The sequence below is a fragment of the Arthrobacter halodurans genome (assembly GCF_041877255.1).
Taxonomy (GTDB): domain Bacteria; phylum Actinomycetota; class Actinomycetes; order Actinomycetales; family Micrococcaceae; genus Arthrobacter_N; species Arthrobacter_N halodurans.
This window is the reverse complement of the sequence record NZ_JBHDLJ010000004.1, coordinates 42,340-68,303: the sequence shown is the minus strand read 5'-3', so window position 1 is coordinate 68,303 and position 25,964 is coordinate 42,340. Positions and strand designations below refer to the sequence as shown.

Below are 25,964 nucleotides of genomic sequence, written 5' to 3'. Positions count from 1 at the left end.
GTACCTGATACGCTGGGTATCGTGAACGTCACCCCGCGACAAACCCAGGTCCCCGAGGCGCCCGCCGGCGACGGCCGGTCCGCGCGCTGGGACGCGCACCGGCAGGTCCGGCGGCTCGAGCTGATCAGCGTCGCCCGGCGCGCGCTGCACCGGCTGGGGCCGGCCGCGTCCATGGAGGACCTGGCCGCGGCCGCCGGCACCAGCAAGTCCGTGTTCTACCGGTACTTCGGGGACAAGAACGGTCTCCGCCGCGCCATGGGCGAGGTCGTCATCGCGCAGATGCGCTCCAAGGTCATCGACGCCGCGCGCCGCGCCTCCTCCGAGGAGGAGGGCCTGCGCGCCATGGTGGGCGCCTACCTGCACATGGCGCAGACATCCCCGAACGTCTACTTCTTCGTCACCTCGACCGGCCGGGACCCGCTCGCCGTGCCCGACGCCTCCGGCGGCGCGGCCGGCGAGGACGAGGAGCCCCTCCACCACTTCTTCGCCGACATCACGGCCATGATGGGCGAGCGCCTGCACGCGTACATCGGCGCCGGCGAGGCCCACGCGGGCGGCGCCGCCGCCGTCGCGCTGTGGCCGCGCGCCTCGATCGGCATGGTCCGCGCCGCCGGGGAGACGTGGCTCCGCCTGCCGGAGGGCCCGGAGAAGCCCACCGAGGAGGAGCTGGCCGAGACCATCACCCGCTGGCTGGTCCGCGGCATCGTGCGCCGGCCGACAGTTGCGACCCCACCCGCCTCCACACCCACCACCACACCCGTGCACGACGAAAGGCCACCGCAGTGACTCAGGAAACACCGACCTCCGCCACCCCGAACCCCGGCGTCGACGTCGCGGCCCTCGGGGAGCAGCTGCTGGGCAAGTGGGCGGACATCCGCAAGCAGGCCCGCGAACTCGCCGGCCGGCCGGAGTTCCAGCGCATCGAGGGCCTCGGCATGGCGGAGCAACGCGAGCGTGTGCTCCACCAGCTGACGCTCCTGGTGGAGGCCAAGGCCATCTCGCGCTCACTCCCCCGGCGCCTGGGGGGCGAGGACAACCACGGGGGCAACATCGCGAACTTCGAGGAGCTCGTCGTCGCCGACCCCTCGTTGCAGATCAAGGCCGGCGTCCAGTGGGGCCTGTTCGGCTCCGCCGTGATGCACCTCGGGACGCAGGAGCACCAGGACAAGTGGCTGCCGGGCATCATGAACATGGAGATCCCCGGCGCGTTCGCGATGACGGAGATCGGCCACGGCTCCGACGTCGCCAGCATCGCCACGACGGCCACCTACGACGCCGAGACCCAGGAGTTCGTGATCCACACGCCGTTCCGCGGCGCGTGGAAGGACTACCTCGGCAACGCCGCGCTCCACGGGCGCGCCGCCGTCGTCTTCGCGCAACTGATCAGCCGCGGCGTCAACCGCGGCGTGCACGCCTTCTACGTGCCGATCCGCGACGACAACGGCTTCCTGCCCGGCATCGGTGGCGAGGACGACGGGCTCAAGGGCGGACTGAACGGCATCGACAACGGGCGCCTGCACTTCACCCGCGTGCGGGTCCCGCGGACGAACCTGCTCAACCGCTACGGCGACGTCGCCGAGGACGGGACGTACACCTCCCCCATCGCCAGCCCCGGCCGCCGGTTCTTCACGATGCTGGGGACGCTGGTGCAGGGGCGCGTCTCGCTGGACGGCGCGGCGGTCGCGGCCAGCAAGGTCGCCCTGCAGATCGCCGTCCGCTACGCCAACGAGCGGCGCCAGTTCAACGCCTCCTCGACCACCACGGAGGAGGTGCTGCTCGACTACCAGCGCCACCAGCGGCGGCTCGTCACGCGCATCGCGACGACGTACGCCATGTCCTTCGCGCACGAGGAGCTGCTGGAGAAGTTCGACGACGTCTTCTCCGGCGCGCACGACACCGACGAGGACCGCCAGGACCTGGAGACGCTCGCCGCGGCCCTGAAGCCGACCTCGACGTGGCACGCCCTCGACATCCTGCAGGAATGCCGCGAGGCCTGCGGAGGGGCCGGGTTCCTGACCCGGAACCGCTTCACCTCGCTGCGCGCGGACCTCGACGTCTACGCGACGTTCGAGGGCGACAACAACGTCCTTCTCCAGCTGGTCGCCAAGCGGCTCCTGGCCGACTACGCCCAGGAGTTCCGGCACCTCGACGCGGGAGTGCTCGCGCGCTACGTCGTCCGCCGTGCCGAGCACGTCGCGCTGAACCGCTCGGGCCTGCGCCAGCTCGCGCAGACGTGGGCGGACACCGGTTCGGAAAAGCGCTCGGCGAACTTCCTCAAGGACGCCGACACGCAGCGCGAACTGCTGACCGACCGCGTGCGCACCATGGTCTCCGAGGTCGCCGACGAGATGCGCGGCGCGGCGCGCCTGCCGCAGGACCAGGCGGCGGCAGTGTTCAACGAACACCAGCACCAGGTCATCGAGGCGGCCCGCTCGCACGCCGAGCTCCTGCTCTGGGAGGCCTTTACCCGCGGTGTCGAACGGGTCCAGGATCCCGGCACCAAGGCCGTGCTGACGTGGCTGCGCGACCTCTACGGACTCGGCCTCATCGAATCCAACCTGTCGTGGTACCTCATGCACGGCCGGCTTTCCAGCCAGCGCGCCCGCACGCTGGGGCCCTACATCAACCGCCTCCTGGCCCGGCTGCGCCCGCACGCGCAGGACCTGGTCGACGCCTTCGGCTACGGCCCGGAGCACCTCCGCGCAGACATCGCCACGGGCATCGAGGCGGAGCGGCAGGCCGAGTCGATGGAGTACCTGCGCCGGCAGCGCGCTTCCGCCGACGCGCCGGTGGACGAGAAGATCCTCGTGGCCCGGCGCAAGGCCGAGGAGCGGGCGACCCGCGGAACCGAGCGGGCGGTCGCCGCGCGCTGACCGGCGGACGCGGCCGGGGGGCCGCACCAGCGGGCCCCGGCGACAGAGGCACGGAGGCTCCCCCGCGGGCGGCGGGAGCCTCCGTGCCGCCGGATGCGGTGCCGGTCAGGCGCCGGCGATGGCGTTGCGGTAGACCTCGAGCGTCTTCTCCGCGATTGCGGTCCAGCTGAAGTGCTCGGCCGCCCGCCGGCGGCCCGCGGCGCCCATCGCCCGGGCGCGCTCGGGGTCCTCGAGGGCGCGATTGAGGGCCGCGGCGAAGGCGACGACGAAGCCCTCGGGGTCCAGCGGCGTGCCGGTGCCGTCCTGCGTCTGCTCCAGCGGCACGAGGTAGCCCGTTTCGCCGTCGACGACGACCTCGGGAATGCCGCCGGTAGCGCTGGCGACGACCGCCGTCCCGCAGGCCATGGCCTCGAGGTTGACGATGCCCAGCGGTTCGTAGACCGAGGGGCACGCGAACACGGTCGCCTGGGACAGGACCTGCGTCAGCTCGTCGCGCGGGAGCATCCGCTCGATCACGACGACGCCACTGCGCGTGGCCCGCAGGCCCTCGATCAGCCGGCCCACCTCGGCCGCCAGCTCGGGGGTGTCGGCCGCCCCGGCGCAGAGGACGAGCTGCACGTCCTCGGGGAGGTGCGCCGCCGCGCGCAACAGGTACGGCACGCCCTTCTGCCGCGTGATGCGCCCGACGAACACCACCGACCGCCGCTCGGGGTCGATGCCGAGACCCGCCAGCGCGTCGGTTCCCGGCTCGGGGCTCCACGCGTCGACGTCGATCCCGTTGTGCACCACGTGAACCCTGCCCGGGTCCACGTCCGGATACGCGCGCAGGATGTCGCGCCGCATCCCGTCCGAGACGGCGATGATGGCGGCCGCCGCGTGGTAGGCCGTGGACTCGGCCCAGGAGCTCAGCGCGTAGCCCCCGCCGAGCTGTTCCGCCTTCCAGGGTCGCAGTGGCTCCAGCGAATGCGCGCTGACGACGTGCGGGATCCCGTGCAGCAGCGAGCCGAGGTGTCCTGCCATGTTCGCGTACCAGGTGTGGGAGTGCACCAGGTCCGCCTGCGCCAGGTTGCCGACGATGGACAGGTCCGTGCCGAGCGTCTGCACCGCCGGGTTGGCTCCGTCGAGTTCCGCCGGGACGCCGTAGCTGCTCACGTGCGCCCCGTGGTAGTCGTCCGGACGGGGGTCTCCGAACGCGTGGACCCGCAGATCCACGAGCGGCGCCAGAACCCGTGAGAGCTCGGCGACGTGCACACCGGCCCCGCCATAGATGGTCGGGGGAAATTCCTTGGAAATAATGTCGATTCGCACACTGCCAACGTAGTCCCTGCGGCCTCGGTCACATAGTGTGACACAGTAGTGAATGTCGCGGCCGGAACACCGGGGACCGGCCCTGGATAAGGAGCTTCCATGCCCACGAAGAAGGTACTCGCCATCGTTCTGGCCGGCGGAGAAGGCAAGCGCCTGATGCCCCTGACCGCGGACCGCGCCAAGCCGGCCGTGCCGTTCGCCGCGAGCTACCGGCTCATCGACTTCGCGCTGTCGAACGTCGTGAACTCCGGGTACCGCAAGGTCGTGGTGCTGACCCAGTACAAGTCGCACAGCCTGGACCGGCACATCTCCGAGACGTGGCGCATGTCGGTGCTCCTGGACAACTACGTCGCGTCCGTGCCCGCCCAACAGCGGCTCGGCAAGGACTGGTTCCTCGGGTCCGCCAACGCGATCTACCAGTCGATGAACCTGGTCCACGACGCCAAGCCCGAGTACGTCGTCGTCGTCGGCGCGGACCACGTCTACCGCATGGACTTCTCGGACATGCTCGACGCGCACATCAAGGCCGGGGTCTCGGCCTCCGTCGCCGCGGTCCGCCAGCCGCTGTCCATGGCGAACCAGTTCGGGGTCATCGAGGTGGACCCCGAGCGCCCCGACCGGATCGGCGCGTTCGTCGAGAAGCCCGAGACCACCCCGGGCCTGCCCGACGATCCGGGCAGCTTCCTCGCCTCCATGGGCAACTACATCTTCAACACCGACGCGCTCATCGCCGCGCTCGACGAGGACCACACGCGCGAGGACACGAAGCACGACATGGGCGGCGACATCATTCCGCACTTCGTCGAGCGCGGTGACTGCGGCGTCTACGACTTCTCGGCCAACCCGGTGCCCGGCGAGAACCCCGGGAACGGCCGGTACTGGCGCGACGTGGGCACGCTGGACTCCTACTACGACGCCCACATGGACCTGATCGCGCCGATCCCGCAGTTCGACCTCTACAACAAGGAGTGGCCGCTGTTCACGCGCCAGACCGTCTCCCCGCCCGCGAAGCTGGTCCGCGGCGCCGACGGCACGCAGGGCGAGGCGCACGACTCCATCCTCGCCTCCGGCGTCGTGGTCTCCGGCGCCCGGGTCGAGAACTCCGTGCTCTCCACGGACGTGCGGCTCCTGCGCGGCGCCCACGTCACCGGGTCCGTGCTCCTGGACAACGTGCTGGTGGGCGAGGGCGCCCGCGTCAACCGCGCCATCCTCGACAAGAACGTCGTCGTGCCGGACGGCGCACAGATCGGCGTCGACCCCGCGCACGACCGCGCGCGCGGCTTCACCGTCACGGAATCCGGCATCACGGTGCTGAGCAAGGGCCAGGTCGTTATGCCGTGATCCGGCGCCCCGGGCGGTAGAGTTCTCGGGTCATGACTGATGCCCAAAACCCCTTCTCGCCCGAGGACCTGCAGGCCTGCCTGCGCGTCCTCGCGGCCGTCCATGTCCTGCCCGACGACGACGACCGCTTCGTCGCCGTCCGCCACGCCACCGGCAAGATGTTCAAGGCGGTCAAGAAGCACCGGCGCACGACGGCGCGGCTGGAGGACCTCGAGGCCGACCGGCGGACCATGGAGGCCACGGCCACGGGCGCGGCGGACCGGCTGGACGACGAGACCGAGGGACTGCCGCTGACATCGGCGGCCGAGGGGGCGTCGGCCGGCGAGTACCGCCAACCGCGCAAGTGCTACGTGTGCAAGCAGCCGTTCACGCGCGTGGACGCCTTCCACCACCTGCTGTGCCCCGAGTGCGCCGCCAGCGGCCGCCACTGGCGCGAGGCGCGCGCGGACCTGACGGGCCGCACGGCCCTGCTGACCGGCGGCCGGGCGAAGATCGGCATGCACATCGCGCTCCGGCTGCTGCGCGATGGCGCCCACACCACCATCACCACCCGCTTCCCGCGCGACGCCGCCCGGCGCTTCGCCGCGCTCGAGGACAGCGCGGACTGGCTGCACCGGCTCCGCATCGTCGGCATCGACCTGCGCGACCCGTCCCAGGTGGTCTCGCTCGCGGAGCGCATGGTCGCCGAGGGGCCCCTCGACATCCTCATCAACAACGCGGCGCAGACCGTCCGCCGCACGGGGAACGCCTACCGGCACCTCATCGACGCCGAGCGCGTCCCGCTGCCCGCGGAGCTCGGGCCCGGGCGCGGCGGCCCCGAGGTCTGGGGCGCGGGGCACGCGCCGGAGGCCCATCCGCAGGCGCTGGCCGCGGCCTTCGACCTCGACACGACGACGCTCCGGCCCACCGGCGCGGTGGAGCCCGCGCAACTCGCGGCCCTGGCGATGACCGCCGGATCGGCGTCGCTGGAGCGGATCGCCGCCGGGACGGCCATCGACGCCGGCGGACTGATCCCGGACCTGGTCAGCGAGAACAGCTGGACCCAGACCCTGGGCGAGGTCGAGGCGCTCGAGCTCCTGGAGGTGCAGCTGTGCAACGTCACGGCGCCCTTCCTCCTGGCCAGCCGCCTCCGACCGGCCATGGCGGCGGCCGACGCCCGCAGGAAGTACGTCGTCAACGTCTCGGCCATGGAGGGCCAGTTCTCGCGGCGCTACAAGGGTGCCGGCCATCCGCACACGAACATGGCCAAGGCGTCGCTGAACATGCTCACGCGCACCTCCGCCGAGGAGCTCTTCGAGACGGACCGGATCCTCATGACGGCCGTCGACACCGGCTGGATCACCGACGAGCGGCCGCACGACTCGAAGATCCGCCACGCGGCCGAGGGCTGGCACGCGCCGCTGGACCTGGTCGACGGCGCGGCGCGCGTCTACCAACCGATCGTCGAGGGCGAGCGCGGCGTGGACCTGTACGGCTGCTTCATCAAGGACTACCGGCCCTCCCCCTGGTAGGCACACACGGGTAGGCCTGGGACGGACACACGCCCTCGCTCGGCACGGCGGACGACCGCCCCGCGGTCGCGGGCCTCCCCGCGACCGCCCCGCGCCTCACGCCACCCGCGTGACCAGCACCTCGACGCTCAGCGACGCCTCGCGCCCGCCGGACTGGATCCCCTTCAGCGGGCTGACGTCCCGGTAGTCGCGGCCGCGCGCGACCGAGACGTGCAGGTCCCCCGCGGCCTTGTGGTTGGTCGGGTCCCACGAGCGCCACTCGCCGTCCCACCACTCGATCCAGGCGTGGGACTGCCCGGCGACCGTCTCCCCCACGGGGGCGTCGGGACGCGGGTGGATGTAGCCGGACACGTAGCGGGCGGGAATGCCCAGGGAGCGCAGCGCGCCCAGGCCGAGGTGGGCGAGGTCCTGGCAGACGCCCCGCCGTTCCCGCCAGGCGTCCTCGGCGTTGAAGTGGACGCCGGTGACGCCCGGGACGTACTCCATGTGGTCGCGGATCCAGCCGAGCACCGCGTGGGCCGCCTCGTGCGGGGTGGGCAGCGCGCCGAAGGGGGCGACGGCCTCGCGGACCTCGCGGCCGGGCTCGCTGAGCCGGGACTGCGGCAGCCAGTCCGCAAACTCGTCGGCGGCCGCGGAGTCACGCAGGGTGTCCCAGCCGGCCAGCGCGTCCGGCGAGGCCGGGCGCTCGGCGCGGTGCACCTCGACCGTGGACTCGGCGTCGACCTGCAGGAACTCGTGGGGGGCGGTGAGGTCGAAGGCGGTGACCTTCGTTCCCCAGTAGTCCCGGTAGGTGGTGGCGACCGCGGCGCTCGGCGAGACCGCGACGCCGCTCTCGAGCACCACCTGCTGCGCGTCCGTGAGCGGGGACATGCGCGCCTCGTTGTAGGACAGCGTCACCCGCCCGGAGTAGTCGTATCGGGTCCGGTGGTGGATCTTGAGGCGGGTCATGAGATCTCTCCTACCCATGCGTTGTCTTCGGCGCGCGAGAAGTACTTCCGGCTGATGGCGTCGGACGCCTGGGAGCAGGCCTTTTGCACGCGCTCCATGTGTTCGGGCAGTTCCTGCAGCAGGTCCTCGGACTGGTGGAACTCGAGGAAGGAGCGTGCCTGGCCGACGATCCTGCGGGCGTCGCTGTGGAAGCCGACGCGGCGGTGCGAGGGGTCCAGCATGCGCAGGCTGTCCTCGGCCTCGGACAGCGAGTAGACGATCGAGCGGGGGAAGAGGCGGTCCAGGAGCAGGAACTCGGCCGCGTACTTCTCCCCGAACGCCGTGCGCTGGGTGCGCAGGAAGGACTCGTAGGCGCCGGCGCAGCGCAGCATGTTCACCCACGACAGGCCCGAGGCCTGCGTGTCGGCGGTGGACAGCATCCGCGCGGTCATGTCCGCCTTCTCCAGGCTGCGGCCCAGCATCAGGAAGTTCCACGACTCGTCCTTGCTCATGGTCGTGTCGGCCGCGCCGCGCACCATGGCCGTGCGCTCCAGCGTCCAATGGCAGAAGCGGAAGGTCCCGACCACGTCCTTGCGGTGCTGGCTCAGGCCGTACCAGGTGGTGTTCAGCGTCTCCCACAGCGCGGAGGACACGGTCTCGCGCGCCCGGCGCGCGTTCTCCCGGGCCGCGCCGAGCGAACCCGCGATCGACGCCGCGTTGGTCGGGTCGTAGGCCATGTGGTGCAGGAGATCGGCCAGGTCGAAGTCGTCGCTCTCGGAGCGGACCCCCATGACGGCGAGCAGCTCCTGGGACGCGCTGCGCTGCTCGGCGAGCGGCAACTGGTTCAGCCGCTCCAGGTGGACGTCGAGGATGCGGGCGGTCCCGTCGGCGCGCTCGATGTAGCGCCCGATCCAGAACAGCGATTCCGCGATGCGGCTCAGCATGGTGTGTTCCCCTTCCGGGCCCGGGGGCCGCACTGTGGCCGGGTGGCCCTGGTTCCGCGGGACTCGCGGCCGCTCACTGCTGCTCCTGCTGCTCGTCGGGCTCGGCGTCGCGCTTGCCGACCTCGATCGGCCACACGTTCTCCCGGCGTCGGCTGGGGGGCGGCTCCGCCGCGGCCCCCGGTGTCTGGGCCGGGGACGTCTCGTCCACCACCCAGGTGTCCTTGGAGCCGCCGCCCTGCGAGGAGTTCACGATGAGCGAGCCCTCCTTCAGCGCGACGCGCGTGAGTCCGCCCGGCAGAACCCAGACCTCCTCGCCGTCGTTCACGGCGAAGGGCCGCAGGTCGACGTGCCGCGGGCTGAAGCGGTCCTCCGCCATCGTGGGAACGGTGGAGAGCTGCAGGACCGGCTGCGCGATCCAGCCGCGCGGATCCTTGAGCACCCGGGCACGGAGGGCCTCGAGCTCCTCGCGGCTGGCGTCCGGCCCGATGACCAGGCCCTTCCCGCCGGAACCGTCGACCGGCTTCACCACCAGTTCGTGCAGCCGGTCCAAGACCTCCTCCCGCGCCGCGTCCTCCTCCAGCCGGAAGGTGTCGACGTTCGGGATGACCGGTTCCTCGCCGAGGTAGTACCGGATGAGGTCCGGCACGTAGCTGTACACGAGCTTGTCGTCGGCGACCCCGTTGCCCACCGCGTTGGCGATCGTCACGTTGCCGGCACGCGCGGCGTTGACGATGCCGGGGCAGCCCAGCACCGAGTCGGAGCGGAACTGCTGCGGGTCCAGGAACTCGTCGTCGATGCGCTTGTAGATGACGTCGACGCGCTGCTCGCCCTCCGTGGTCCGCATGTAGACGCGGTTGCCGCGGACGACGAGGTCCCGGCCCTCCACGAGTTCGACGCCCATGAGCCCCGCGAGCAGCGTGTGCTCGAAGTAGGCGCTGTTGAAGACGCCGGGGGTCAGCACCACGACGTTCGGGTCCTCGACGCCCCCGGGAGCGGTCTTGTGCAGGGCCGCGAGCAGGCGGCGCGGGTACTCGTCCACGCCGCGGATGTTCTGCTGGCCGAAGGCCTCCGGCAGGCCCTTCGCCATCGCGCGGCGGTTCTCCATGACGTAGGAGACTCCGGAGGGCACGCGCACGTTGTCCTCCAGGACGCGGAACGTCCCCTCCTGGTCGCGGACCACGTCGATGCCCGAGACGTGCACGCGCACGCCCCCGGCCGGACGGAAGCCGTGGACCTGGCGGTGGAAGTGCGCGCTGGAGGTGATGAGCCGGCGCGGAACCACCCCGTCCGCCACGACGTGCATCTTGTCGTAGACGTCGTCCAGGAACGCCTCGAGCGCGCGGACCCGCTGGGAGACCCCGCGCTCCAGCACGTCCCAGTCCTCACCGGAGATCACGCGCGGGACGATGTCCAGCGGGAAGGGCCGCTCCTCCCCCGCGAAGTCGAACGTGACGCCGCGGTCCAGGAACGTCCGCGCCATGGAGTCCGCACGGGCGGCGACGTCGGCGGGCGTCAGCCGGCCGAGTGCGGCGGACACCTGGCCGTAGACGTCGCGCACCCCGTGGTCCCGACGGAACATCTCGTCGAAGGCCGCGGAGCGCCCCTGCGCCCGGGCGTAGTCCTCAAATAGATCTGACATAGGTGCAACACTTTCACGACCCGGGGCGTTCTGGCACCTAGCCGCGCCAACTCCGGGTGTGGTGTTGCAGGATGGAGTCGTTCCACTTGTTCCCGCGAAAGGCCCCCATGCCGTCCTCCACGCCCGCCCCGGCGGCCCCCGGCCGCGTCCTCGGCCGCCTGCTGCCGGGACTGGCGGCCGCCGCGGCCGTCGTCGCCGCGGCGTTTGGCCTGCACGCCCTGCTCCCGGGGGCGCCCGCGCTCAGCCTCTGCGTCCTGCTCGGCGCCTTGGCGTCGAACCTGCCGTGGGGTCCGGCGGCGGCCCGCGGGCGGACCGGTGCCGCCGGGGGGAAGGCACGCGTGTCTCCGGGCATGGCGTGGGCCGCGCGGCACCTGATGCGGGCGGGGATCGTCCTGTTGGGCCTCCAGCTGGTCCTGGCCGACGTCGCGGCGCTCGGCGTGGGCGGGGTGGCGGCTATCGCCGTCGCCGTCGCCGTCGCCTTCGGCGGGACTTGGCTGGCGGCCAAGCTGTTCCGCCTGCCCGGCGACCAGCCCGTCCTGCTGGCGGCGGGGTTCTCGATCTGCGGCGCCAGCGCCATCGGCGCGATGGCCCAGGCCCGCGGCAGCCAGCGCGACGCGCCCGTGCCCGTCGCCCTCGTGACGCTCTGCGGGACGCTCGCCATCGCGGCGCTCCCGGCCGCGAACGCCGCGCTGGGGCTCGGCGCGGTGGACTTCGGGCGCTGGGTGGGGGCCTCGGTGCACGACGTCGGCCAGGTCGTCGCCACGGCGCAGACCGCGGGCGCGGCCGCGCTGGCCGCCGCCGTCGTCGTCAAGCTGGTCCGCGTGCTGGCGCTCGCACCGGTGACCCTGCTCGGCGCCCTGGCGGCCCGGCGCGCGCCCGGAGGCGGCGCGGCCCGGGCGGGAGCACCGCTGGTGCCACTGTTCGTCGCCGGCTTCGCCGCGATGGTGGCCCTGCGCTCCACGGGTCTGCTGCCCGACGCGGTGCTCGACGCCGCGGCCGTGGCCCAGCACCTGCTGCTGGCCGGCGCCCTCGTCGGGCTCGGTTTCGCGATCGATGTCCGTGCCCTGTTCCGCACCGCGTGGCGCGCGACGGCCGCGGCGCTCACCGCGTGGCTGGTCGTCGCCGCCGCGGGGCTCGGCGCGGTCGCCGCGATGGCCGCCTGACGCGGTCGATGGCAGACCGCCCCCGGCCCGCTTCATCTGCGGGATTTGTGATGTAAAGCACTCGTTTGATGGTTGAATGGGCGGGTGGAACAGCACGAGGCGATACAGCCCCCGAACCAGAACCTCGGCCGCGACGAGGCCGCGGCCCGCGCGGCGGCCGTCCGCGCGCATTCCTACGACGTCGCGCTGGACCTCTCGCGGGCTGCCGACCCCGCCGTCGCCGGCTACCGGTCCCGCACCACCGTCCGGTTCTCCGCGGCGTCCCCCGGGTCCTCGACGTTCCTCGACTTCATCCACGGCGGGGTCGACCGCGTGGTCCTCAACGGCACGGCGCTGGAGACCGGAACCGCCGTCGTGGGATCCCGGATCCTGCTGGAGGGGCTCCAGCCGGAGAACACGGTCGAGGTCGACGGCACCGCGCTCTACAGCAGCAGCGGCGAGGGCATGCACCGTTTCGTGGATCCGGCGGACGGCGAGACCTACCTCTACACCCAGTACGAGCCCGCGGACGCGCGCCGCGTCTTCGCCAACTTCGAGCAGCCGGACCTCAAGGCGGAGTTCACGTTCACTGTGACGGCCCCGGCGGGCTGGCACGTGGCGTCCAACCAGGCGGAGGCCCGCCGCGAGGAGCACGGCGACGGCACCGCGACCTGGTCGTTCGCGCCCACGGGCCACATGTCGACCTACATCACCGCGGTCCTGGCCGGCCCCTACCACTACGTGGCGGACACCTGGACCCGCCGGCTCGACGACGGCGGGGTGTTGGAGGTGCCGCTCGGCGCCTCCTGCCGCGCCTCGCTGGCGCCGCACTTCGACGCGGACGCCATCTTCGACGTGACGAAGCGCGGCCTCGACTTCTTCCACGACCTTTTCGACTACCCCTACCCCTGGGGCAAGTACGACCAGGCGTTCGTGCCCGAATACAACCTCGGCGCCATGGAGAACCCCGGGCTCGTCACGTTCACCGAGCACTACGTGTTCACGTCCCGGGCCACGGACGCCCAGTACGAGGGGCGAGCCAACACGATCATGCACGAGATGGCGCACATGTGGTTCGGCGACCTGGTGACCATGCGCTGGTGGGACGATTTGTGGCTCAAGGAGTCCTTCGCGGACTTCATGGGGACCCTGGCGGTGGACGAGGCGACCGACTGGCGGACGGCCTGGGTCACCTTCGCCAACCGGCGCAAGGCCTGGGCCTACGTCCAGGACCAGCTGCCCACGACGCACCCGATCGTTGCCGACATCACGGATCTCGAGGCCGCACGGCAGAACTTCGACGGGATCACGTACGCCAAGGGCGCCGCGGTGCTCAAGCAACTCGTCGCCTACGTGGGGCGCGAGGATTTCATCTCCGCGGTGCGCGCCTACTTCCGCTGCCACGCCTACGGCAACACGACGCTGCGCGACTTCCTCGACGAGCTCGAGCGGGCCTCCGGACGCGACATGGAGGCCTGGTCCGCCGCCTGGCTGCAGACCGCCGGCGTCCCGGTGCTGAGCGTCGAGCTTGAACTCGACGACGACGGCGCGACCGTCCGCGCGGCCCGCCTACGCCAGGAGGGGACCGACCCGGCCACGGGCCGCCGCGTCCTGCGCCCGCACGTGACGCGCCTGGGCGTCTTCGGCGTGCGCGACGGCGCACTGGTGCGCACCGATTCCGTGGACGTGGAGATCACCGGCGAGTCCGCCGACCTTCCGTGGTTGGCCGGCCGACCCCGGCCGGCGGTGCTGCTGCCCAACGACGGAGACCTCAGCTACGCCAAGGTCCGCTTCGACGACCATTCCCTCGGCGTCCTGCTGCGGCACCTCGACACCCTCGACGAACCGCTCGCGCGCGCCACGGCGTGGGCCGCGCTGTGGAACATGGTGCGGGACGGGGCGCTGCCCGCTCCGGACTTCCTCGAGGCCGTGCGGCGCATGGCCGCGTCGGTCCGCGAGGTCGGGGTCCTGCAGATGCTGCTGGACCAGGCCGTCGCCGCGCTGGAGTCGTACTGCGCCCCGGAACCGCGCGCCCGGGAGCGCGGGCTCCTTGTGGAACGCGTCGTGGAACTGATGCGCGCCGCCGATCCGGGCTCGGACCACCAGCTTGCCTTCGCGCGCACGCTGGCCCGGCTGGCGCGCGGCGGCGGCGGCGAGGACGCCGTCGTCGGCCTGTTGGACGGCTCCGCTTCGGTGCCCGGCCTGGCCGTCGACGAGGAGTTGCGCTGGGCCCTGCTGCAGGCGCTGGCCGCGCGCGGCCTGGCCGGCCGGGAACGCCTGGACGCCGAGCTCGGCTCGGCGCCCTCGGCCGTCGCCGCCGTGGGCCACGCGCTCGCGCTCGCCTCCCGGCCCGACGCCGGGGTCAAGCGGGCCGCGTGGGACGCGGCGCTGTCGGGCGCGGACGCGAACGGCCGAACGCTCTCCAACGACGCGCTCAGCGCCACGGCCGAGGGCTTCACGGTGGGCGAGCACGCACTGATCGACGGCCACTACGCCGGCTACTGGCCGGCGCTGGCCGGGATCTGGTCCCGCATGAGCATCGGACAGGCCACCCGCGTGGTCCAGGGGCTCTTCCCGGTCCGGCAGGACGTCGGCGCCGAGGGTCCCGACGCGCACCCCGTGCTGCTCGCCGCCGACCGGTGGCTCGGCGACTCCGGAGACGCGCCACGGGCCTTGCGGCGCGTCGTGATCGAGCAGCGGGACCAGCTGGCCCGGTCGCTGCGCGGGCAGGCGATCTCACTGCGCGGACCGGCCGCCGCCCCGCGGGGTTAGAGCCCGGACAGCGCGCACCGCCCCCGGGCCTCGGGGATAGCGCGCGCCGCCTCCGGGCCGCGGGCGGGGCCTGGGCGGCCGGCACCAGCTACGGCACGCGGTGGAGCCACTCGGTGGTGCGGAACTTCGACTCCGCCAGCGCCTCGGCGTCGGCCAGCGTCCCCGGCGACAACGCGGAGCGGCGGGCGCCGTAGCGCGCCTCGAAGGTCGCGATCATGGCCTCGATGATGTCCCCGCGCCGCATGCCGGTCTGCCGCTTCAGCGGGTCCACGCGCTTCGCGGCGCTCGCGGTGCCCTTGTCGGAAAGCTTCTCGCGCCCGATCCGCAGCACCTGGACCATCTTGTCGGCATCGATGTCGTAGGACATCGTGACATGGTGCAGCATGGCGCCGCCGGCGAGCCGCTTCTGCGCAGCCCCGCCGATCTTTCCGTGGGGGGTGGCGATGTCGTTCAGCGGCTTGTAGAAGGCCTCGACGCCGAGTCCGGCCAGGGACTCCATGACCCACGCGTCCAGGAACGGGTAGGAGTCGGCGAACGACATCCCGTCCACGAGCGACACGGGCAGGTACAGGGAGTACGTGATCGCGTTGCCGGATTCCATGAACATCGCGCCGCCTCCGCTGATGCGACGCACCACGGTCACGCCGTGGCGGTCCGCGCCATCCGGGTCCACCTCGTTGCGCAACGACTGGAAGCTGCCGATCACCACGGAGGGCTCGTCCCAGTCCCACAGGCGCAGCGTGGGCGGACGCAGCCCGCGGGCCACCTCGCGCGTCAGCACCTCGTCGAGGGCCACCTGCACCGCGATCGGCAGGGTCAGCGGGGGAATGACCTCCCACGTGTGGTCGGCCCAGGTGGTCGCGTGCCCCAACGCACGGCGGACGGCGACCGCGACCGACGCGGGGTCGAAGCCGAACATGACCGCCTCCGGATGGACCGCCGCGGACACCGCGTCGCGCACCGCGCCATGGGGGGTGTGGACCGGCAGCCCCTCGAGGGCCCCGTTGATGTCCTGCAGCGCCTCGTCCGGCTCCAGGAAGAAGTCGCCGTTGACGCTCGCGGACACGATCCGCCGCTCGCCGGCGACGTCGGCAGTCCGCAGGTCGGCGATCACCAGCTTCCCGCCCGGCACCTTGTACTCGCCGTGGTGGGACCGGGCGTCTCCCCGCGCGGCTCCCGCCGGGGTCTGCTGGGGCATCGGATCGCTGGCGGGATGCTGGGGGGACATGCCTCCAGTCTACCGAGGCCCGCCGCGCGGTTAAACGACGAAGGGACCCCCGCGGGGGTCCCTTCGCGACATGCGGAAGTGCTACTTCTTGCCGAAGTTCTTGAAGCGCGCGTTGAAGCGCTCGACGCGTCCGGCGGAGTCCATGATGCGCTGCTTGCCCGTGTAGAACGGGTGCGAGGCGGCGGAGATCTCGACATCGATGACCGGGTAGGTGTTGCCGTCTTCCCACTCGATGGTCTTCTTGGACGTGGCGGTGGACCGGGTGAGGAACTTCTCGCCGGAGGCCAGATCGTGGAACACGATCGGGGCGTACTTCGGGTGTGCGTCAGCCTTCATGTTGGAAACCTTTGTTCGAGCCACTGGATTTTGCCAGCGGCCATACGGAAGAATTCGGACCGTTCGTCACGGAACCGACTTTCCACTATAGCCCGCTGGCCCGCGGCCGCCCAAGTCGGCCGCGCCACGTGTTCGTGCACGCTCCCCCGGCACCCCTCGATCCTCCGCCAGTGGCCGCCCCCTACTGCCCCGCGCCCGGTTCCCCGTGCCCCGCGGCTCACCTGTCGCGCAGTTCCCAGAACGCGACGGCGGAGGCCGCCGCCACGTTCAGCGAGTCCACCCCCGGACGCATCGGGATCATGACGGTGCGGTCGGCGGCGGCGAGGGCCGCCGCGGACACACCGGCACCCTCGGTGCCCAGCATCAGGGCCAGCCGGCCGACGCGCTCCGCGGCGACGTCGTCGATGGAGGACGCGCCCTCGGTCAGTTCAAGGGCCGCGAGCGTGAAGCCGTGCGCCCGGAGCGCCGCGAGGTCGGCCGGCCAGTCGGTGAGCCGGGCCCACGGCACCTGGAAGACCGCGCCCATGCTCACCCGGATGGCCCGCCGGTAGAGCGGGTCGGCGCAGCGCGGGGTGATCAGCACGGCGTCGATGCCCAAGGCGGCGGCGGAGCGGAAGATCGCGCCGAGGTTGGTGTGGTCCACGATGTCTTCCAGGACGGCCACCCGGGAGGCGCCGCCGAGGACGGCGGAGACCGCGAGCGGCTCCGGCCGGTTCATGGCAGCCAGCGCGCCGCGGTGCAGGTGGAATCCGGTGATCTCCTCCAGCACGGCAGGCTCGCCCACGAACGCCGGGATCTCCGGGTGGGCGGCGAGCACATCGGCCAGCCCGTCCAGCCACTTCTCGGCCAGGAAGAAGGAGCGCGGCGTGTGCCCCGCGGCCAGCGCGCGACGCAGGACCTTGGAGCTCTCCGCGATGTACAGCCCGCGTCCCGGATCGGTGCGCTGCCGCAGCGCGGCGTCGCTGAGGCTCACGTAGTCGCCGACGCGGGGGTCCCGCGCGGACTCGATGGGGATGACCGGCATCAGCCGTTGACCAGCTGTCCGAGCATGGCGCCCAGCGCGACGACGCCGAGGACGACGATCACGGCGCGGAGCCACACGGGCGACAGCCGCCGGCCGATCCGGGCGCCGACGAGACCGCCGATCGTGGAGCCGACGGCGATCAGCAGGACCACCAGCCAGTCGATCCGCTCGAACGCGAACAGGAGGTAGGAGCACGCCGCCACGAGGTTGACCACGAGCGAGAGGATCACCTTGATCGCGTTGGACTGCTGCAGGGACCCGTGGAAGAACACGCCGAGCACACCCATGAGCAGGATGCCCTGGGCGGCGGTGAAGTAGCCGCCGTAGACGCCGACCAGGAACACGAGGAGGTAGAGGACCGGGGACAGGCGTTGCGCGTCGGCCTGTTCCGGCTCCACGTGCTCCATGTCCTGCCGCCGTTTCGCCCACGCGGAGAGGCGCGGCTGGAAGATCACCAGCGCGAGCGCGACAACAATGAGCACCGGTGCGACGTAGCCGAAGACCGTCTCGGGCAGGTGCAGCAGCAGGTACGCCCCGGCGAGTCCGCCCAGCAAGGAGGCCGGGAGCAGCTTGAGCAGGGTCCGCGGCACGCTGGCGGCCTCGCGGCGGTAGCCCCACGCGCCGGAGAAACCGCCCGCGACGAGTCCCATGGCGTTGGAGATCACGGCGTTGACCGGGGCGTAGCCGAGGGCCACGAGGATCGGGAACGTGACGAGCGAGCCGGAACCGACGATCGTGTTGATCGTTCCCGCCCACAGCCCGCCGAGCAGGATGAGCGCTTCGCGCCAGAACTCCATGGAGGACCCCGGGTCAGGCGCCGACGCGCGCGACGGCGGTGTACCGTCCGGCGTCCGAGGACACCTTCAGCGGGACGTCGAAGGCCGCGCTGAGGTTCTCCTCGGTCAGCGTCTCCGCGATGGGCCCGGCGGCGACGACGCCACCCTCGCGGAGCAGCAGCGCGTGGGTGAACCCGGGCGGCACCTCCTCCAGGTGGTGGGTGACCAGGACGATCGCGGGGGCGTCCTCGTCGGCGGCGAGTTCCGTCAGACGGCGGACCAGGTCCTCGCGCCCGGCCAGGTCCAGTCCGGCCCCGGGCTCGTCGAGCAGCAACAGCTCGGGGTCCGTCATCAGCGCCCGGGCGATCTGGACGCGCTTGCGCTCGCCTTCGCTGAGCGAGGCGAACGTCCGGTTCATCATGGTGGACATGCCCCAGTCGTGCAGGAGCGCGAAGGCGCGGCGCTCGTCGAGCTGCTCGTATTCCTCGCGCCAGCGGCCCGTGGTGCCGTAGGAGGCGGTCACCACGACGTTCAGCACCGTCTCGTGCCCCGGGATGTGGTTGGCCAGCGCGGCGGAGGACAGGCCGATGCGCGGCCGCAGCTCGAAGACGTCGATGGCCCCGAGCACCTCGCCGAGGACGCCGGCCAGGCCGGAGGTGGGGTGCATCCGGGTCGCGGCGATCTGCATCAGCGTGGTCTTGCCCGCGCCGTTGGGGCCCAGGACGACCCACCGCTCGCCGTCGTTGACCTGCCAATCGATGTCCTTCAACAGCCTCTTGCGCCCACGAACCACGTTGACCCCGGCGAAACCCAGCACTTCACTCATGGACAAAACACTAGGCCAGTGTCCGCCGAATCAACCAAACGCGGGCAGCGGGCCGCGCCCCGCCCGCAAGTCACGATTGGCACCGGGCGCCGCGGAGCCGGGAGAATCGCACCATGCAAACCACCGCCTACGTCGTCCACTACTCCCCCGCCGGCCCGGACGGGGCGCCCGCCGCCGAACCCCCGGCGCTCCTCGAGGCGATCGCAGAGGCCGGATTCGCCGTCGCCTCGCGCGAGGCGTTTTCCGGGGACGGCTTCTGCGGCGCGCGCCTGGCCGTGCGGCCCGCGGAAGCCCGTGCGGCGTCCTCCGCGCAGCCGCAGGCTTCGTTCGCCGGGCCATCGCCCGTGGGGACCCTATCCGCCGGGACCCTAGCCGCCGGGGCCCTCTCCGCCGCGGCGACGGGCGCCGACGGCCTGCCCGGCGGTGGATCTGCCGCGACGTACCGCGCCCCGGGCGGGCTCGCGGGCCTCCGCGCCGCGGTCCTGGGGGCGAAGGACTCCTTCGACGCCGGAACGGGCGCGTGCGTTGTGCCGTCGGACCTGTTCCACGCGCCACGGATGCTCCTCGTGCTGGACGTCGATTCGACCCTGATCCGCCAGGAGGTCGTGGAGATGCTCGCCGCCCACGCCGGGTGTGAGGCGGAGGTCACGGAGGTCACCGAGGCCGCCATGCGCGGCGAGCTCGATTTCGCCCAAAGCCTCCACGCGCGTGTCGCGACGCTCGCCGGACTGGAGCAGGAGGTGATCGCGGCCGTGCGCGACGCCGTCGAACTGACACCCGGGGCCAGCGAGCTGGTCGGGGCCTTCCGCGCCGCGGGCCACGCCGTCGGCGTCGTCTCCGGGGGCTTCATCCAGATCCTCGCGCCGCTGGCGGCGGAACTGCGGCTCGACTTCGCGAACGCCAATGAGCTCGGCATCGAGGGCGGACGCCTGACCGGCACGGTCGTCGGGGACGTCGTGGACCGCGCCGCCAAAGAGGCGCGGCTGCGCGAATGGGCCCTGTCGCTCGGCATCCCCGTGGCGCACACCATCGCGGTCGGCGACGGCGCCAACGACCTGGACATGGTGCGCGCGGCGGGCCTCGGCGTCGCCTTCAACGCCCAGCCCGCCCTGCGCAGGGGGGCCGACGCGGCGATCGACCTGCCGCGGCTGGACGTCATCCGGCACCTCGTCGGGATCTGAGCACCGACGCCCTCGGGAACCCGACCGGGGCCGACAGCGGGCGCACGTCGCGCGCCGGACGACGCCTCCGGCCCGCGCCACCGGTAATGTTGCGGGAGTGACTTGCGCGCCGCAGGGCACCAGGGCGGGCGGAACGGGAGCGGAATCTTGAAGGTTCGGGACACGAAGCGGGGGCGCCTGCGGACCGCCTGGCTGGTCGGCGGCGCCTCAGCGGTCGTCCTGGCGGGAGCCTACGCCGGCGGCGCCTGGTTCCTCGGGGGCCAGGTCCCCGCGGGCACCAAGGTGCACGGCGTGGACATCGGCGGGATGGATGCCGCGCAGGCGGCCGACGCCCTCCACGCGGAGCTCGGCCCCGTCGCCGGGCGCGGCGTCCGGGTGGCCGCCGCCGGGCGCGACGCGACCCTCGACCCCGCGGCCTCCGGGCTGGCCCTCGACGTCGACGCGACGCTCGAGGACCAGACCGGCTACACGCTCGATCCGTCGGTCCTGTGGCACCGCCTGTCCGGGGGCGGGCCCCTCGAACCCGTGCTCACCGCCGACGAGGACCGGTTGCGCGGCGCCCTCGAGGCCGCGTCCGCCCGGCTGGACCGCGTCCCCGTCGAAGGGGCCATCGCCTTCAGGGACGCCCGACCCTCCGTCGCGGAACCCGTCGCGGGCTCCGTCGTCGACATCGACGCCGCGGTCCCCCTGGTCGCCGCCGCGTGGTTCGACGCCCCGCGACCCATCGACCTGCCGGCCGAAACCATCGAGCCCGCCGTCGAGGCCAAGGCCTTCGACCGGGCCCGCACGGACCTCGCCGAGCCGCTCGTGGCCGGCCCGGTGACCGTGACCGCGGGCGGGTTGAAGGCCTCGCTGGGCCCCGAGGTCCTCGCCGACGCGGCCGCGTTCGCGGTCGCCGACGACCGGGTGTCCATGACGCTGGACAACGAGGCCCTCGCCGACGCCCTGCTCGAGGCCAACCCCGACCTGGCGTCGACGGCCCGCGACGCCCGCATCGAGTTGCGGAACGGGCGCCCTGCCGTCCTGCCGTCCGTTCCCGGGCGCGGCGTCGACACCGCCGGGCTGGCGGACAAGATCCTCAAGGCGGCGTCGACGCCGCGGCGCACCGCGGCGGTCAAGCTGTCCGTGACCCAGCCGGAGCTCACCACGGCGGGAGCGAAGGCGCTGGGCGTCAAGGAGCAGCTCGTCGAGTTCTCCACCCCCTACCCGACCTACGACGCCCTGCGGACCAAGAACCTCCGCGCCGGCGCCGCCAAGCTCAACGGCGTGCTCGTGATGCCCGGGGAGACGTTCTCCCTCATCGAGCATCTGGCGCCGATCACCGCGGCGAACGGCTACTTCGACTCCGGCGTGGTCGTGGACGGGTTCGAGTCCAAGGCGCTCGGCGGAGGGCTCTCCCAGATCTCCACGCAGCTGTTCAATGCCGGGTTCCTGGCCGGGATGGACGACGTCGAGCACCAGCCGCACAGCCGCTGGTTCGACCGCTACCCGGCCGGCCGCGAGGCAACCTTGTGGGAGGGCGTGATCGACATGAAGTGGCGCAACAACACCGGGCACGCCGTGATGATCCAGACCTGGGTCGCGGACCGCGTCTACACCCGCCTGTGGGGGACGGACGTCTGGGACGTGGCGACGTCCACGTCGGACCACTTCGACGTGAGGAAACCGCGGACCGTCTACAACGCCGGCGAGAAGTGCGTGCCGGAGTCCGGGGGCCAGGAGGGCTTCAGCGTCACCGTCACCCGGGACCGGAAGTCGGCGACGCGGACCCTGCCCCGCGAGACGTTGCGGTGGACCTACCAGCCCTGGAACAAGGTCGTCTGCGGGGAGAAGCCCTAGACGGTCCACGGGTCGGCGCCGGGATTCCGGCGCCGAAGCCCGGGGGTGGGGGGCCCCCACGGCCGGGTCTCGACTCCGCGACTTCCCCGGCGGCTTCCCCGGCGGCGCGATCCGGGCGCCCGCACGCAGGCAAAAGGCCCCGACGCGGGGAACCATGGCGGTCCGCTCCGCGTCGGGGCCCCGGCGGCCGGGCCGCCGCCGTCAGCCCTGGGTGAAGTGCCCGGCGCCGCCCACGTACTCGGTGTGGCCGCTGGGGACGTCGGCGGTCGCCATGCGGGCCACCTCGGCCCCGAACTCCTCGACCGAGTACAGCTTGCCCGCGGCCTCGCGGCGGGCCTCGATGGCCCCCGGCTGGGCGCGGTCCAGCAGGGTCGCGGTGACGGTGCCCTCGATCATGTCCCCGGAGACCACGACCAGCTCGATCCCCCGCTCCGCGAGGGCGGGAATCCGCTCACGCAGCGCCAGCTCGCCGGCGCGCTTGGAGCGCGCGACCGGCTCGTAGGCATCCATGGTGGCGACCTCGTCGATGAAGTGCGCCTGGTGGCTGGTCACAAACACCACCCGGGAGCCGGCCGGCATGGCCGCCGCGGCGGCCTCGAGCATGTTGACCTGCGCGTCGCGGTTCAGGCGGAGCGCATAGTCCTCGCCCATGCCCGACTCCATGCCGCCGGAGGCGTTCAGCACCAGGAGGTCCAGTCCGCCGAAGTTCTCGACGGCGGCGTCCACGAGCGCCTGCGCCCCCTCCGGGCTCGTGAGGTCGGCGCCGACGGCGACCGCCCGGCCACCGGCATCGACGATGCCCTGCACGACCTTGTTGGCCCGGGGGGCCTTCTGGCGGTAGTTGATGACCACCCCGGCGCCCTGGGCGGCGAGGTTCTGGGCCACCACCGCGCCGATGCCGCGGGAGGATCCCGTGACGATGGCTGTCTTGCCGGTGAGTTCGGACATCTGGCACTCCTAAACGTGGGGGACGCGCGGCGCGCGGTTGTGGGGAAGCGTCAAGCGCCACGTGGCGCGCCGACCTTCAGCTCCATCCTGCCAGCAGCCGCGTCGGCGGCTCTTGTAGGAATCCTCCAAGGAATGCCGTGTCCGCGGGGGACCGGCAGCTCCGGCCCGGGCGGCGGAGCGCTCAGACGTAGTCCCCCGACGGCTGGGGCGTCCAGGCCCACGTGCCGTCCGGAAGCCTCTCCCCGCGCATGGCGCCGAACATGGCGGTCGAGATCCCGGAGGGATCGCCGCCGGCGCGGCGAAAGTCCTCGCGCTTGCCGCGGCCGGCCCGGAGCAGCAGGCGCAGGGAGAGCGTGCCGGCGAGGACCGCACCCACGCATGCCGCCGGGAGGACCGCGTCCACGCGGACGGTGAAGAGCGAGGCGACGAACCCGGCGACGACGGCCCCGCCGAGCGCCGGGAGCACGACCATGGCGGTGGCAGCGAGGCGCAGGGCCGCATTGCCGGGCCGCTGGGTGTTGATGGCGCCGTGCGGATCGATGGCGACGTCGGCGCGGCGCCGCCTCCCGGTGCCTTCGGTCATGGTGTGCCTTCGTGACGGTTCGTGGACGGAGGCTGCCCCTTCGTCGGTGTGCCTTCGCGGGACCACGCGCGCGGGGGTGGCGGCTAGTGGCCCATGCCCAGTCCGCCGTCGACCGGGATGACCGCGCCGGAGATGTAGGCGGCCTCGTCGCTCGCGACCCAGCGGACGACGCCGGCGACCTCCTCGGCCTCGGCGAAGCGTCCGGCGGGGATCCCGGACAGGTAGCTCTTGCGGGTCTCCTCGGGCAGCTCCGCGGTCATGTCGGTGTTGATGAAGCCCGGGGCCACCACGTTGGCGGTGATGCCGCGCGAACCCAGCTCGCGGGTCAGGGAGCGGGCGATCCCGATCAACCCGGACTTGGAGGCCGCGTAGTTGATCTGCCCCGGGGACCCGTACAGTCCCACGACCGACGAGATGAGCACGACGCGGCCCTTGCGCAGACGGATCATGCCCTTGGACGCGCGCTTGATGACACGGAAGGCCCCGGTCAGGTTCGTGTCGATGACAGAGGTGAAGTCCTCCTCGCTCATCCGCAGCAGCAGCGTGTCCCGGGTGACGCCGGCGTTCGCGACCAGGACCTCCACGGGACCGTGCGCGGCCTCGACGGCGGTGAACGCCTCGTCGATCGACGCGGCGTCGGTGACGTCGGCCTTGACGCCGAAGAGCCCCTCGGGCACGTCGCCGCTGCGGTACGTGATGGCGACCTTGTCCCCGTTCGCCTCGAAGGCCCGGGCAATCGCCAGGCCGATGCCCCGGTTGCCGCCGGTGATCAGGACGCTGCGGGGTGCGGACGTGTTCTCTGCCATGGGTGTTCCTCCGTGGAATGGGGGCTGCTGGGAGTCTGAGCCATCCTAGCGGGCAGCGGTGCGGCCGGGTTAGTTCTGGGCGCCGTCCGGTGAGACAATGGCTGGGCAGCCGACGGAGAAAAATGAGCCAGCCACCGAACACACAGCACGGACGACACGCGCCCCCCGAGCCCGTCTACAACATCACCGACGCCGACACGTCGCGCTCGGTGGAACAGCACTCCCGCATGGTCAAATACACGATCTCGATGAGCGTGCGCATGGCCTGCTTCGTGGCGGCGTTCTTCTCCTCGGGCCCGCTGCAGTGGATCTTCCTCGCGGGCGCCATCTTCCTTCCGTGGGTCGCCGTGGTCATCGCGAACGGTGGCTCGGACCAGAGCCGCCGCGTCGCCAGCACGTCCCTGCTCGACGAGGCACCCCGCGACGCGCTGGGTGCCGGCAGCCCCGCCGGCGGCCCCGCCGGCGGGACGGCCGCCGGCGAAGCGGCCGGGGCCGACGCTACGGGGTCCGACGCTGCGGGCTCCGACGCTACGGGTTCGGGCGCTGCGGGCTCAGACGCTACGGGTTCCAACGCCGGCACCACGGAATGGCACCGCCGGAGCGGCCGCGGAGACCACCGCGGCTCCCCGCGCCCGGGCGACGCTCCGGGCGGGGACCCCGACGACGCCCCCCTGGTGCTGGAGGGCGAGCTCGTCGAGGGCGACCCTCCGGAACCCGGGCCCGGACCGGAGCCCAGGCCGGCGGCCGGCCCGGCCGCGCCCCGGGGGGCCGGGGAATGAGCCTGTTCGACCAACTGGCCGGGGTCGCCGGTCCCGACGTCCCCACCTGCTCGCGCAAGGGCTGCCGCGAACCCGCGCTCTGGCGCCTGCTGTGGAACAACCCGCGCATCCACGCGCCGGACCGCCGCAAGGTGTGGCTGGCCTGCGACGCCCACGTCGAGTGGTTCCGCGCGTACCTGTCCGAGCGCGGCCTGTGGCGGGAGACCCTCCCCCTGGCCCCCAACGAACCGACCCAGGAGTCCTGAACCCTTGTACCGCTTCCTCGCCAGCACCCGATGGCTCGGCTGGTTCCTCATGGTCTGCGTCTTCGCCGCCGCCTGCGCGGCCCTGGGCAACTGGCAGATGAACCGGCTGGACGAGGCACGCGCGGACAACGGCCTCGTCGCGGCGAACTACGACGCCGCGCCCGTGCCCTACGCCGAGGCGAGCCGGGAGTTCTCACGGCTGGACCCGGAGCGGACGTGGACCCCCGTGGCGCTGCGCGGGCAGTATCTGGACCGCGACACCGCGGTGGTGAGGAACCGGCCGCTCAACGGGGCGCCGGGCTACGAGGTGCTCGTGCCCTTCCGCACGCAGGAGGGCGACGTCGTCGTCGTCAACCGCGGCTGGCTGCCGATCGGCAACGACACGGCCGGCCGCCCGGACACCGTCCCGGCTCCGCCGTCGGGCACCGTGGACGTCGTCGCGAGGCTCAAGGCGGGCGAACCCGACGTCGGCCGGACCGCGCCCGCGGGGCAGCTCGCGTCGATCCAGCTCGAGCGGTATGAACGGCTGCTCGGCTACGACGTCCAGACCGGCGCGTACGGGGTCCTCGCCTCGGAGGCGCCGGCCCCGGCCAGCACGCCGGCGGCGCTGCCCCGGCCGGAGATCGACGAGGGGAACCACCTTTCCTATTCGTTGCAGTGGTTCGCGTTCGCCGTGCTCGGGTTCGTCGGCCTTGGCTACGCCGCCAAGCAGCAGGCCAGGATCAACCGCGAGGACCGCGAGGAGGCCGCCGAGGCCGAGGCCGCCGGCGTCGAGGTGCTGCACTCGGCGTACCGTGCGCCGCGGCGCCGGCCCGCCAGGCGCAGGGACGGGGGGCCCACGGACGAGGAGCTCGAGGACGCCTACCTGGACTCCCTGGAGGCGGGCCGGAAGAGCTAGTGTCGGCGAATAGCTAGTGTCGGCGGCGCGCGGCATGG

The 25,964-nt window shown here is 72.5% G+C and carries 23 protein-coding genes; 11 read left to right on the top strand and 12 right to left on the bottom strand.

What is annotated here, in order from left to right:
* Positions 1–21 precede the first annotated feature (21 nt).
* Together ACETWP_RS06370 and ACETWP_RS06365 are read left to right on the top strand one after the other, a co-directional pair.
* Positions 22–786, top strand: coding sequence for a TetR/AcrR family transcriptional regulator (locus ACETWP_RS06370; RefSeq protein WP_373971383.1), 765 nt, complete (start codon positions 22–24; stop codon positions 784–786).
* Positions 783–2,873 carry an acyl-CoA dehydrogenase family protein gene (locus ACETWP_RS06365; RefSeq protein WP_373971382.1) on the top strand — a complete coding sequence of 697 codons (2,091 nt, stop codon included), beginning with the start codon at positions 783–785 and terminating at the stop codon, positions 2,871–2,873. Before ACETWP_RS06370 ends, ACETWP_RS06365 begins: the two co-directional genes overlap by 4 nt.
* 105 nt (positions 2,874–2,978) lie before the next feature.
* On the opposite strand, the gene glgA is transcribed toward ACETWP_RS06365, so the two are convergent.
* Positions 2,979–4,181 carry a glycogen synthase gene (gene glgA / locus ACETWP_RS06360; protein WP_373971381.1) on the bottom strand — a complete coding sequence of 401 codons (1,203 nt, stop codon included), beginning with the start codon at positions 4,179–4,181 and terminating at the stop codon, positions 2,979–2,981.
* 99 nt (positions 4,182–4,280) lie between these two features.
* Here glgA and glgC point away from each other — a divergent pair, with 99 nt between their 5' ends.
* Both glgC and ACETWP_RS06350 read left to right on the top strand, forming a co-directional pair.
* Positions 4,281–5,522, top strand: a complete 1,242-nt coding sequence (gene glgC / locus ACETWP_RS06355) for a glucose-1-phosphate adenylyltransferase (RefSeq protein ID WP_373971380.1) — start codon at positions 4,281–4,283, stop codon at positions 5,520–5,522.
* A gap of 32 nt (positions 5,523–5,554) precedes the next feature.
* Positions 5,555–7,033: an SDR family NAD(P)-dependent oxidoreductase gene (locus ACETWP_RS06350; RefSeq protein WP_373971379.1), complete on the top strand. Its 1,479-nt coding sequence runs from the start codon at positions 5,555–5,557 to the stop codon at positions 7,031–7,033.
* Positions 7,034–7,129: 96 nt separating this feature from the next.
* Here ACETWP_RS06350 and ACETWP_RS06345 read toward each other — a convergent pair whose 3' ends face one another.
* From ACETWP_RS06345 to ACETWP_RS06335, 3 genes are all read right to left on the bottom strand, one after another.
* Positions 7,130–7,981: a transglutaminase family protein gene (locus ACETWP_RS06345; protein WP_373971378.1), complete on the bottom strand. Its 852-nt coding sequence runs from the start codon at positions 7,979–7,981 to the stop codon at positions 7,130–7,132.
* A complete protein-coding gene (locus tag ACETWP_RS06340) occupies positions 7,978–8,904 on the bottom strand; it encodes an alpha-E domain-containing protein (protein WP_373971377.1) in 927 nt (308 codons plus the stop codon). Before ACETWP_RS06340 ends, ACETWP_RS06345 begins: the two co-directional genes overlap by 4 nt.
* Positions 8,905–8,977: 73 nt before the next feature.
* Positions 8,978–10,543 carry a circularly permuted type 2 ATP-grasp protein gene (locus ACETWP_RS06335; protein WP_373971376.1) on the bottom strand — a complete coding sequence of 522 codons (1,566 nt, stop codon included), beginning with the start codon at positions 10,541–10,543 and terminating at the stop codon, positions 8,978–8,980.
* A 107-nt stretch (positions 10,544–10,650) separates the two neighbouring features.
* On the opposite strand from ACETWP_RS06335, the gene ACETWP_RS06330 reads away from it, so the two are divergent.
* The gene (locus tag ACETWP_RS06330) at positions 10,651–11,706 is read left to right on the top strand and encodes a putative sulfate exporter family transporter (protein ID WP_373971375.1); all 1,056 of its coding nucleotides are present in this window, start codon (positions 10,651–10,653) and stop codon (positions 11,704–11,706) included.
* 84 nt (positions 11,707–11,790) lie between these two features.
* Positions 11,791–14,457, top strand: coding sequence for an aminopeptidase N (gene pepN / locus ACETWP_RS06325; RefSeq protein ID WP_373971374.1), 2,667 nt, complete (start codon positions 11,791–11,793; stop codon positions 14,455–14,457).
* 88 nt (positions 14,458–14,545) lie between these two features.
* Here pepN and lplAB read toward each other — a convergent pair whose 3' ends face one another.
* The 5 genes from lplAB to ACETWP_RS06300 all read right to left on the bottom strand — a co-directional run bounded on the left by lplAB (position 14,546) and on the right by ACETWP_RS06300 (position 18,647).
* Positions 14,546–15,655 (bottom strand): lipoate-protein ligase LplAB, encoded by a 1,110-nt coding sequence (gene lplAB / locus ACETWP_RS06320; protein ID WP_373971623.1) that lies wholly within the window; start codon positions 15,653–15,655, stop codon positions 14,546–14,548.
* A 111-nt stretch (positions 15,656–15,766) separates the two neighbouring features.
* Positions 15,767–16,021: a type B 50S ribosomal protein L31 gene (locus ACETWP_RS06315; protein ID WP_373971373.1), complete on the bottom strand. Its 255-nt coding sequence runs from the start codon at positions 16,019–16,021 to the stop codon at positions 15,767–15,769.
* 217 nt (positions 16,022–16,238) lie between these two features.
* Positions 16,239–17,045, bottom strand: a complete 807-nt coding sequence (locus ACETWP_RS06310; protein ID WP_373971372.1) for a TrmH family RNA methyltransferase — start codon at positions 17,043–17,045, stop codon at positions 16,239–16,241.
* Positions 17,045–17,842 carry a sulfite exporter TauE/SafE family protein gene (locus tag ACETWP_RS06305; protein ID WP_373971371.1) on the bottom strand — a complete coding sequence of 266 codons (798 nt, stop codon included), beginning with the start codon at positions 17,840–17,842 and terminating at the stop codon, positions 17,045–17,047. Before ACETWP_RS06305 ends, ACETWP_RS06310 begins: the two co-directional genes overlap by 1 nt.
* Positions 17,843–17,855: 13 nt before the next feature.
* The gene (locus ACETWP_RS06300) at positions 17,856–18,647 is read right to left on the bottom strand and encodes an ABC transporter ATP-binding protein (RefSeq protein WP_373971370.1); all 792 of its coding nucleotides are present in this window, start codon (positions 18,645–18,647) and stop codon (positions 17,856–17,858) included.
* 113 nt (positions 18,648–18,760) lie between these two features.
* On the opposite strand from ACETWP_RS06300, the gene serB reads away from it, so the two are divergent.
* Positions 18,761–19,828, top strand: coding sequence for a phosphoserine phosphatase SerB (gene serB, locus ACETWP_RS06295; protein ID WP_373971369.1), 1,068 nt, complete (start codon positions 18,761–18,763; stop codon positions 19,826–19,828).
* 147 nt (positions 19,829–19,975) lie between these two features.
* The gene (locus ACETWP_RS06290; protein ID WP_373971368.1) at positions 19,976–21,667 is read left to right on the top strand and encodes a VanW family protein; all 1,692 of its coding nucleotides are present in this window, start codon (positions 19,976–19,978) and stop codon (positions 21,665–21,667) included.
* 201 nt (positions 21,668–21,868) lie between these two features.
* Here ACETWP_RS06290 and ACETWP_RS06285 read toward each other — a convergent pair whose 3' ends face one another.
* The 3 genes from ACETWP_RS06285 to ACETWP_RS06275 form a co-directional block, all read right to left on the bottom strand.
* Positions 21,869–22,615, bottom strand: coding sequence for an SDR family oxidoreductase (locus ACETWP_RS06285; protein WP_373971367.1), 747 nt, complete (start codon positions 22,613–22,615; stop codon positions 21,869–21,871).
* Between the two features lie 181 nt (positions 22,616–22,796).
* Positions 22,797–23,198, bottom strand: a complete 402-nt coding sequence (locus ACETWP_RS06280; RefSeq protein WP_373971366.1) for a hypothetical protein — start codon at positions 23,196–23,198, stop codon at positions 22,797–22,799.
* A gap of 83 nt (positions 23,199–23,281) precedes the next feature.
* Positions 23,282–24,004: a beta-ketoacyl-ACP reductase gene (locus ACETWP_RS06275; protein WP_373971365.1), complete on the bottom strand. Its 723-nt coding sequence runs from the start codon at positions 24,002–24,004 to the stop codon at positions 23,282–23,284.
* Between the two features lie 122 nt (positions 24,005–24,126).
* Here ACETWP_RS06275 and ACETWP_RS06270 point away from each other — a divergent pair, with 122 nt between their 5' ends.
* Genes ACETWP_RS06270 through ACETWP_RS06260 form a run of 3 tightly spaced genes read left to right on the top strand, consistent with a single transcriptional unit; the run spans position 24,127 to position 25,926 of the window.
* The gene (locus ACETWP_RS06270; RefSeq protein WP_373971364.1) at positions 24,127–24,783 is read left to right on the top strand and encodes a DUF3099 domain-containing protein; all 657 of its coding nucleotides are present in this window, start codon (positions 24,127–24,129) and stop codon (positions 24,781–24,783) included.
* Positions 24,780–25,028 carry a hypothetical protein gene (locus tag ACETWP_RS06265; RefSeq protein ID WP_373971363.1) on the top strand — a complete coding sequence of 83 codons (249 nt, stop codon included), beginning with the start codon at positions 24,780–24,782 and terminating at the stop codon, positions 25,026–25,028. The genes ACETWP_RS06270 and ACETWP_RS06265 overlap by 4 nt, the downstream gene beginning before the upstream one ends.
* A 4-nt stretch (positions 25,029–25,032) precedes the next feature.
* The gene (locus ACETWP_RS06260) at positions 25,033–25,926 is read left to right on the top strand and encodes an SURF1 family cytochrome oxidase biogenesis protein (protein ID WP_373971362.1); all 894 of its coding nucleotides are present in this window, start codon (positions 25,033–25,035) and stop codon (positions 25,924–25,926) included.
* Positions 25,927–25,964 lie beyond the last annotated feature (38 nt).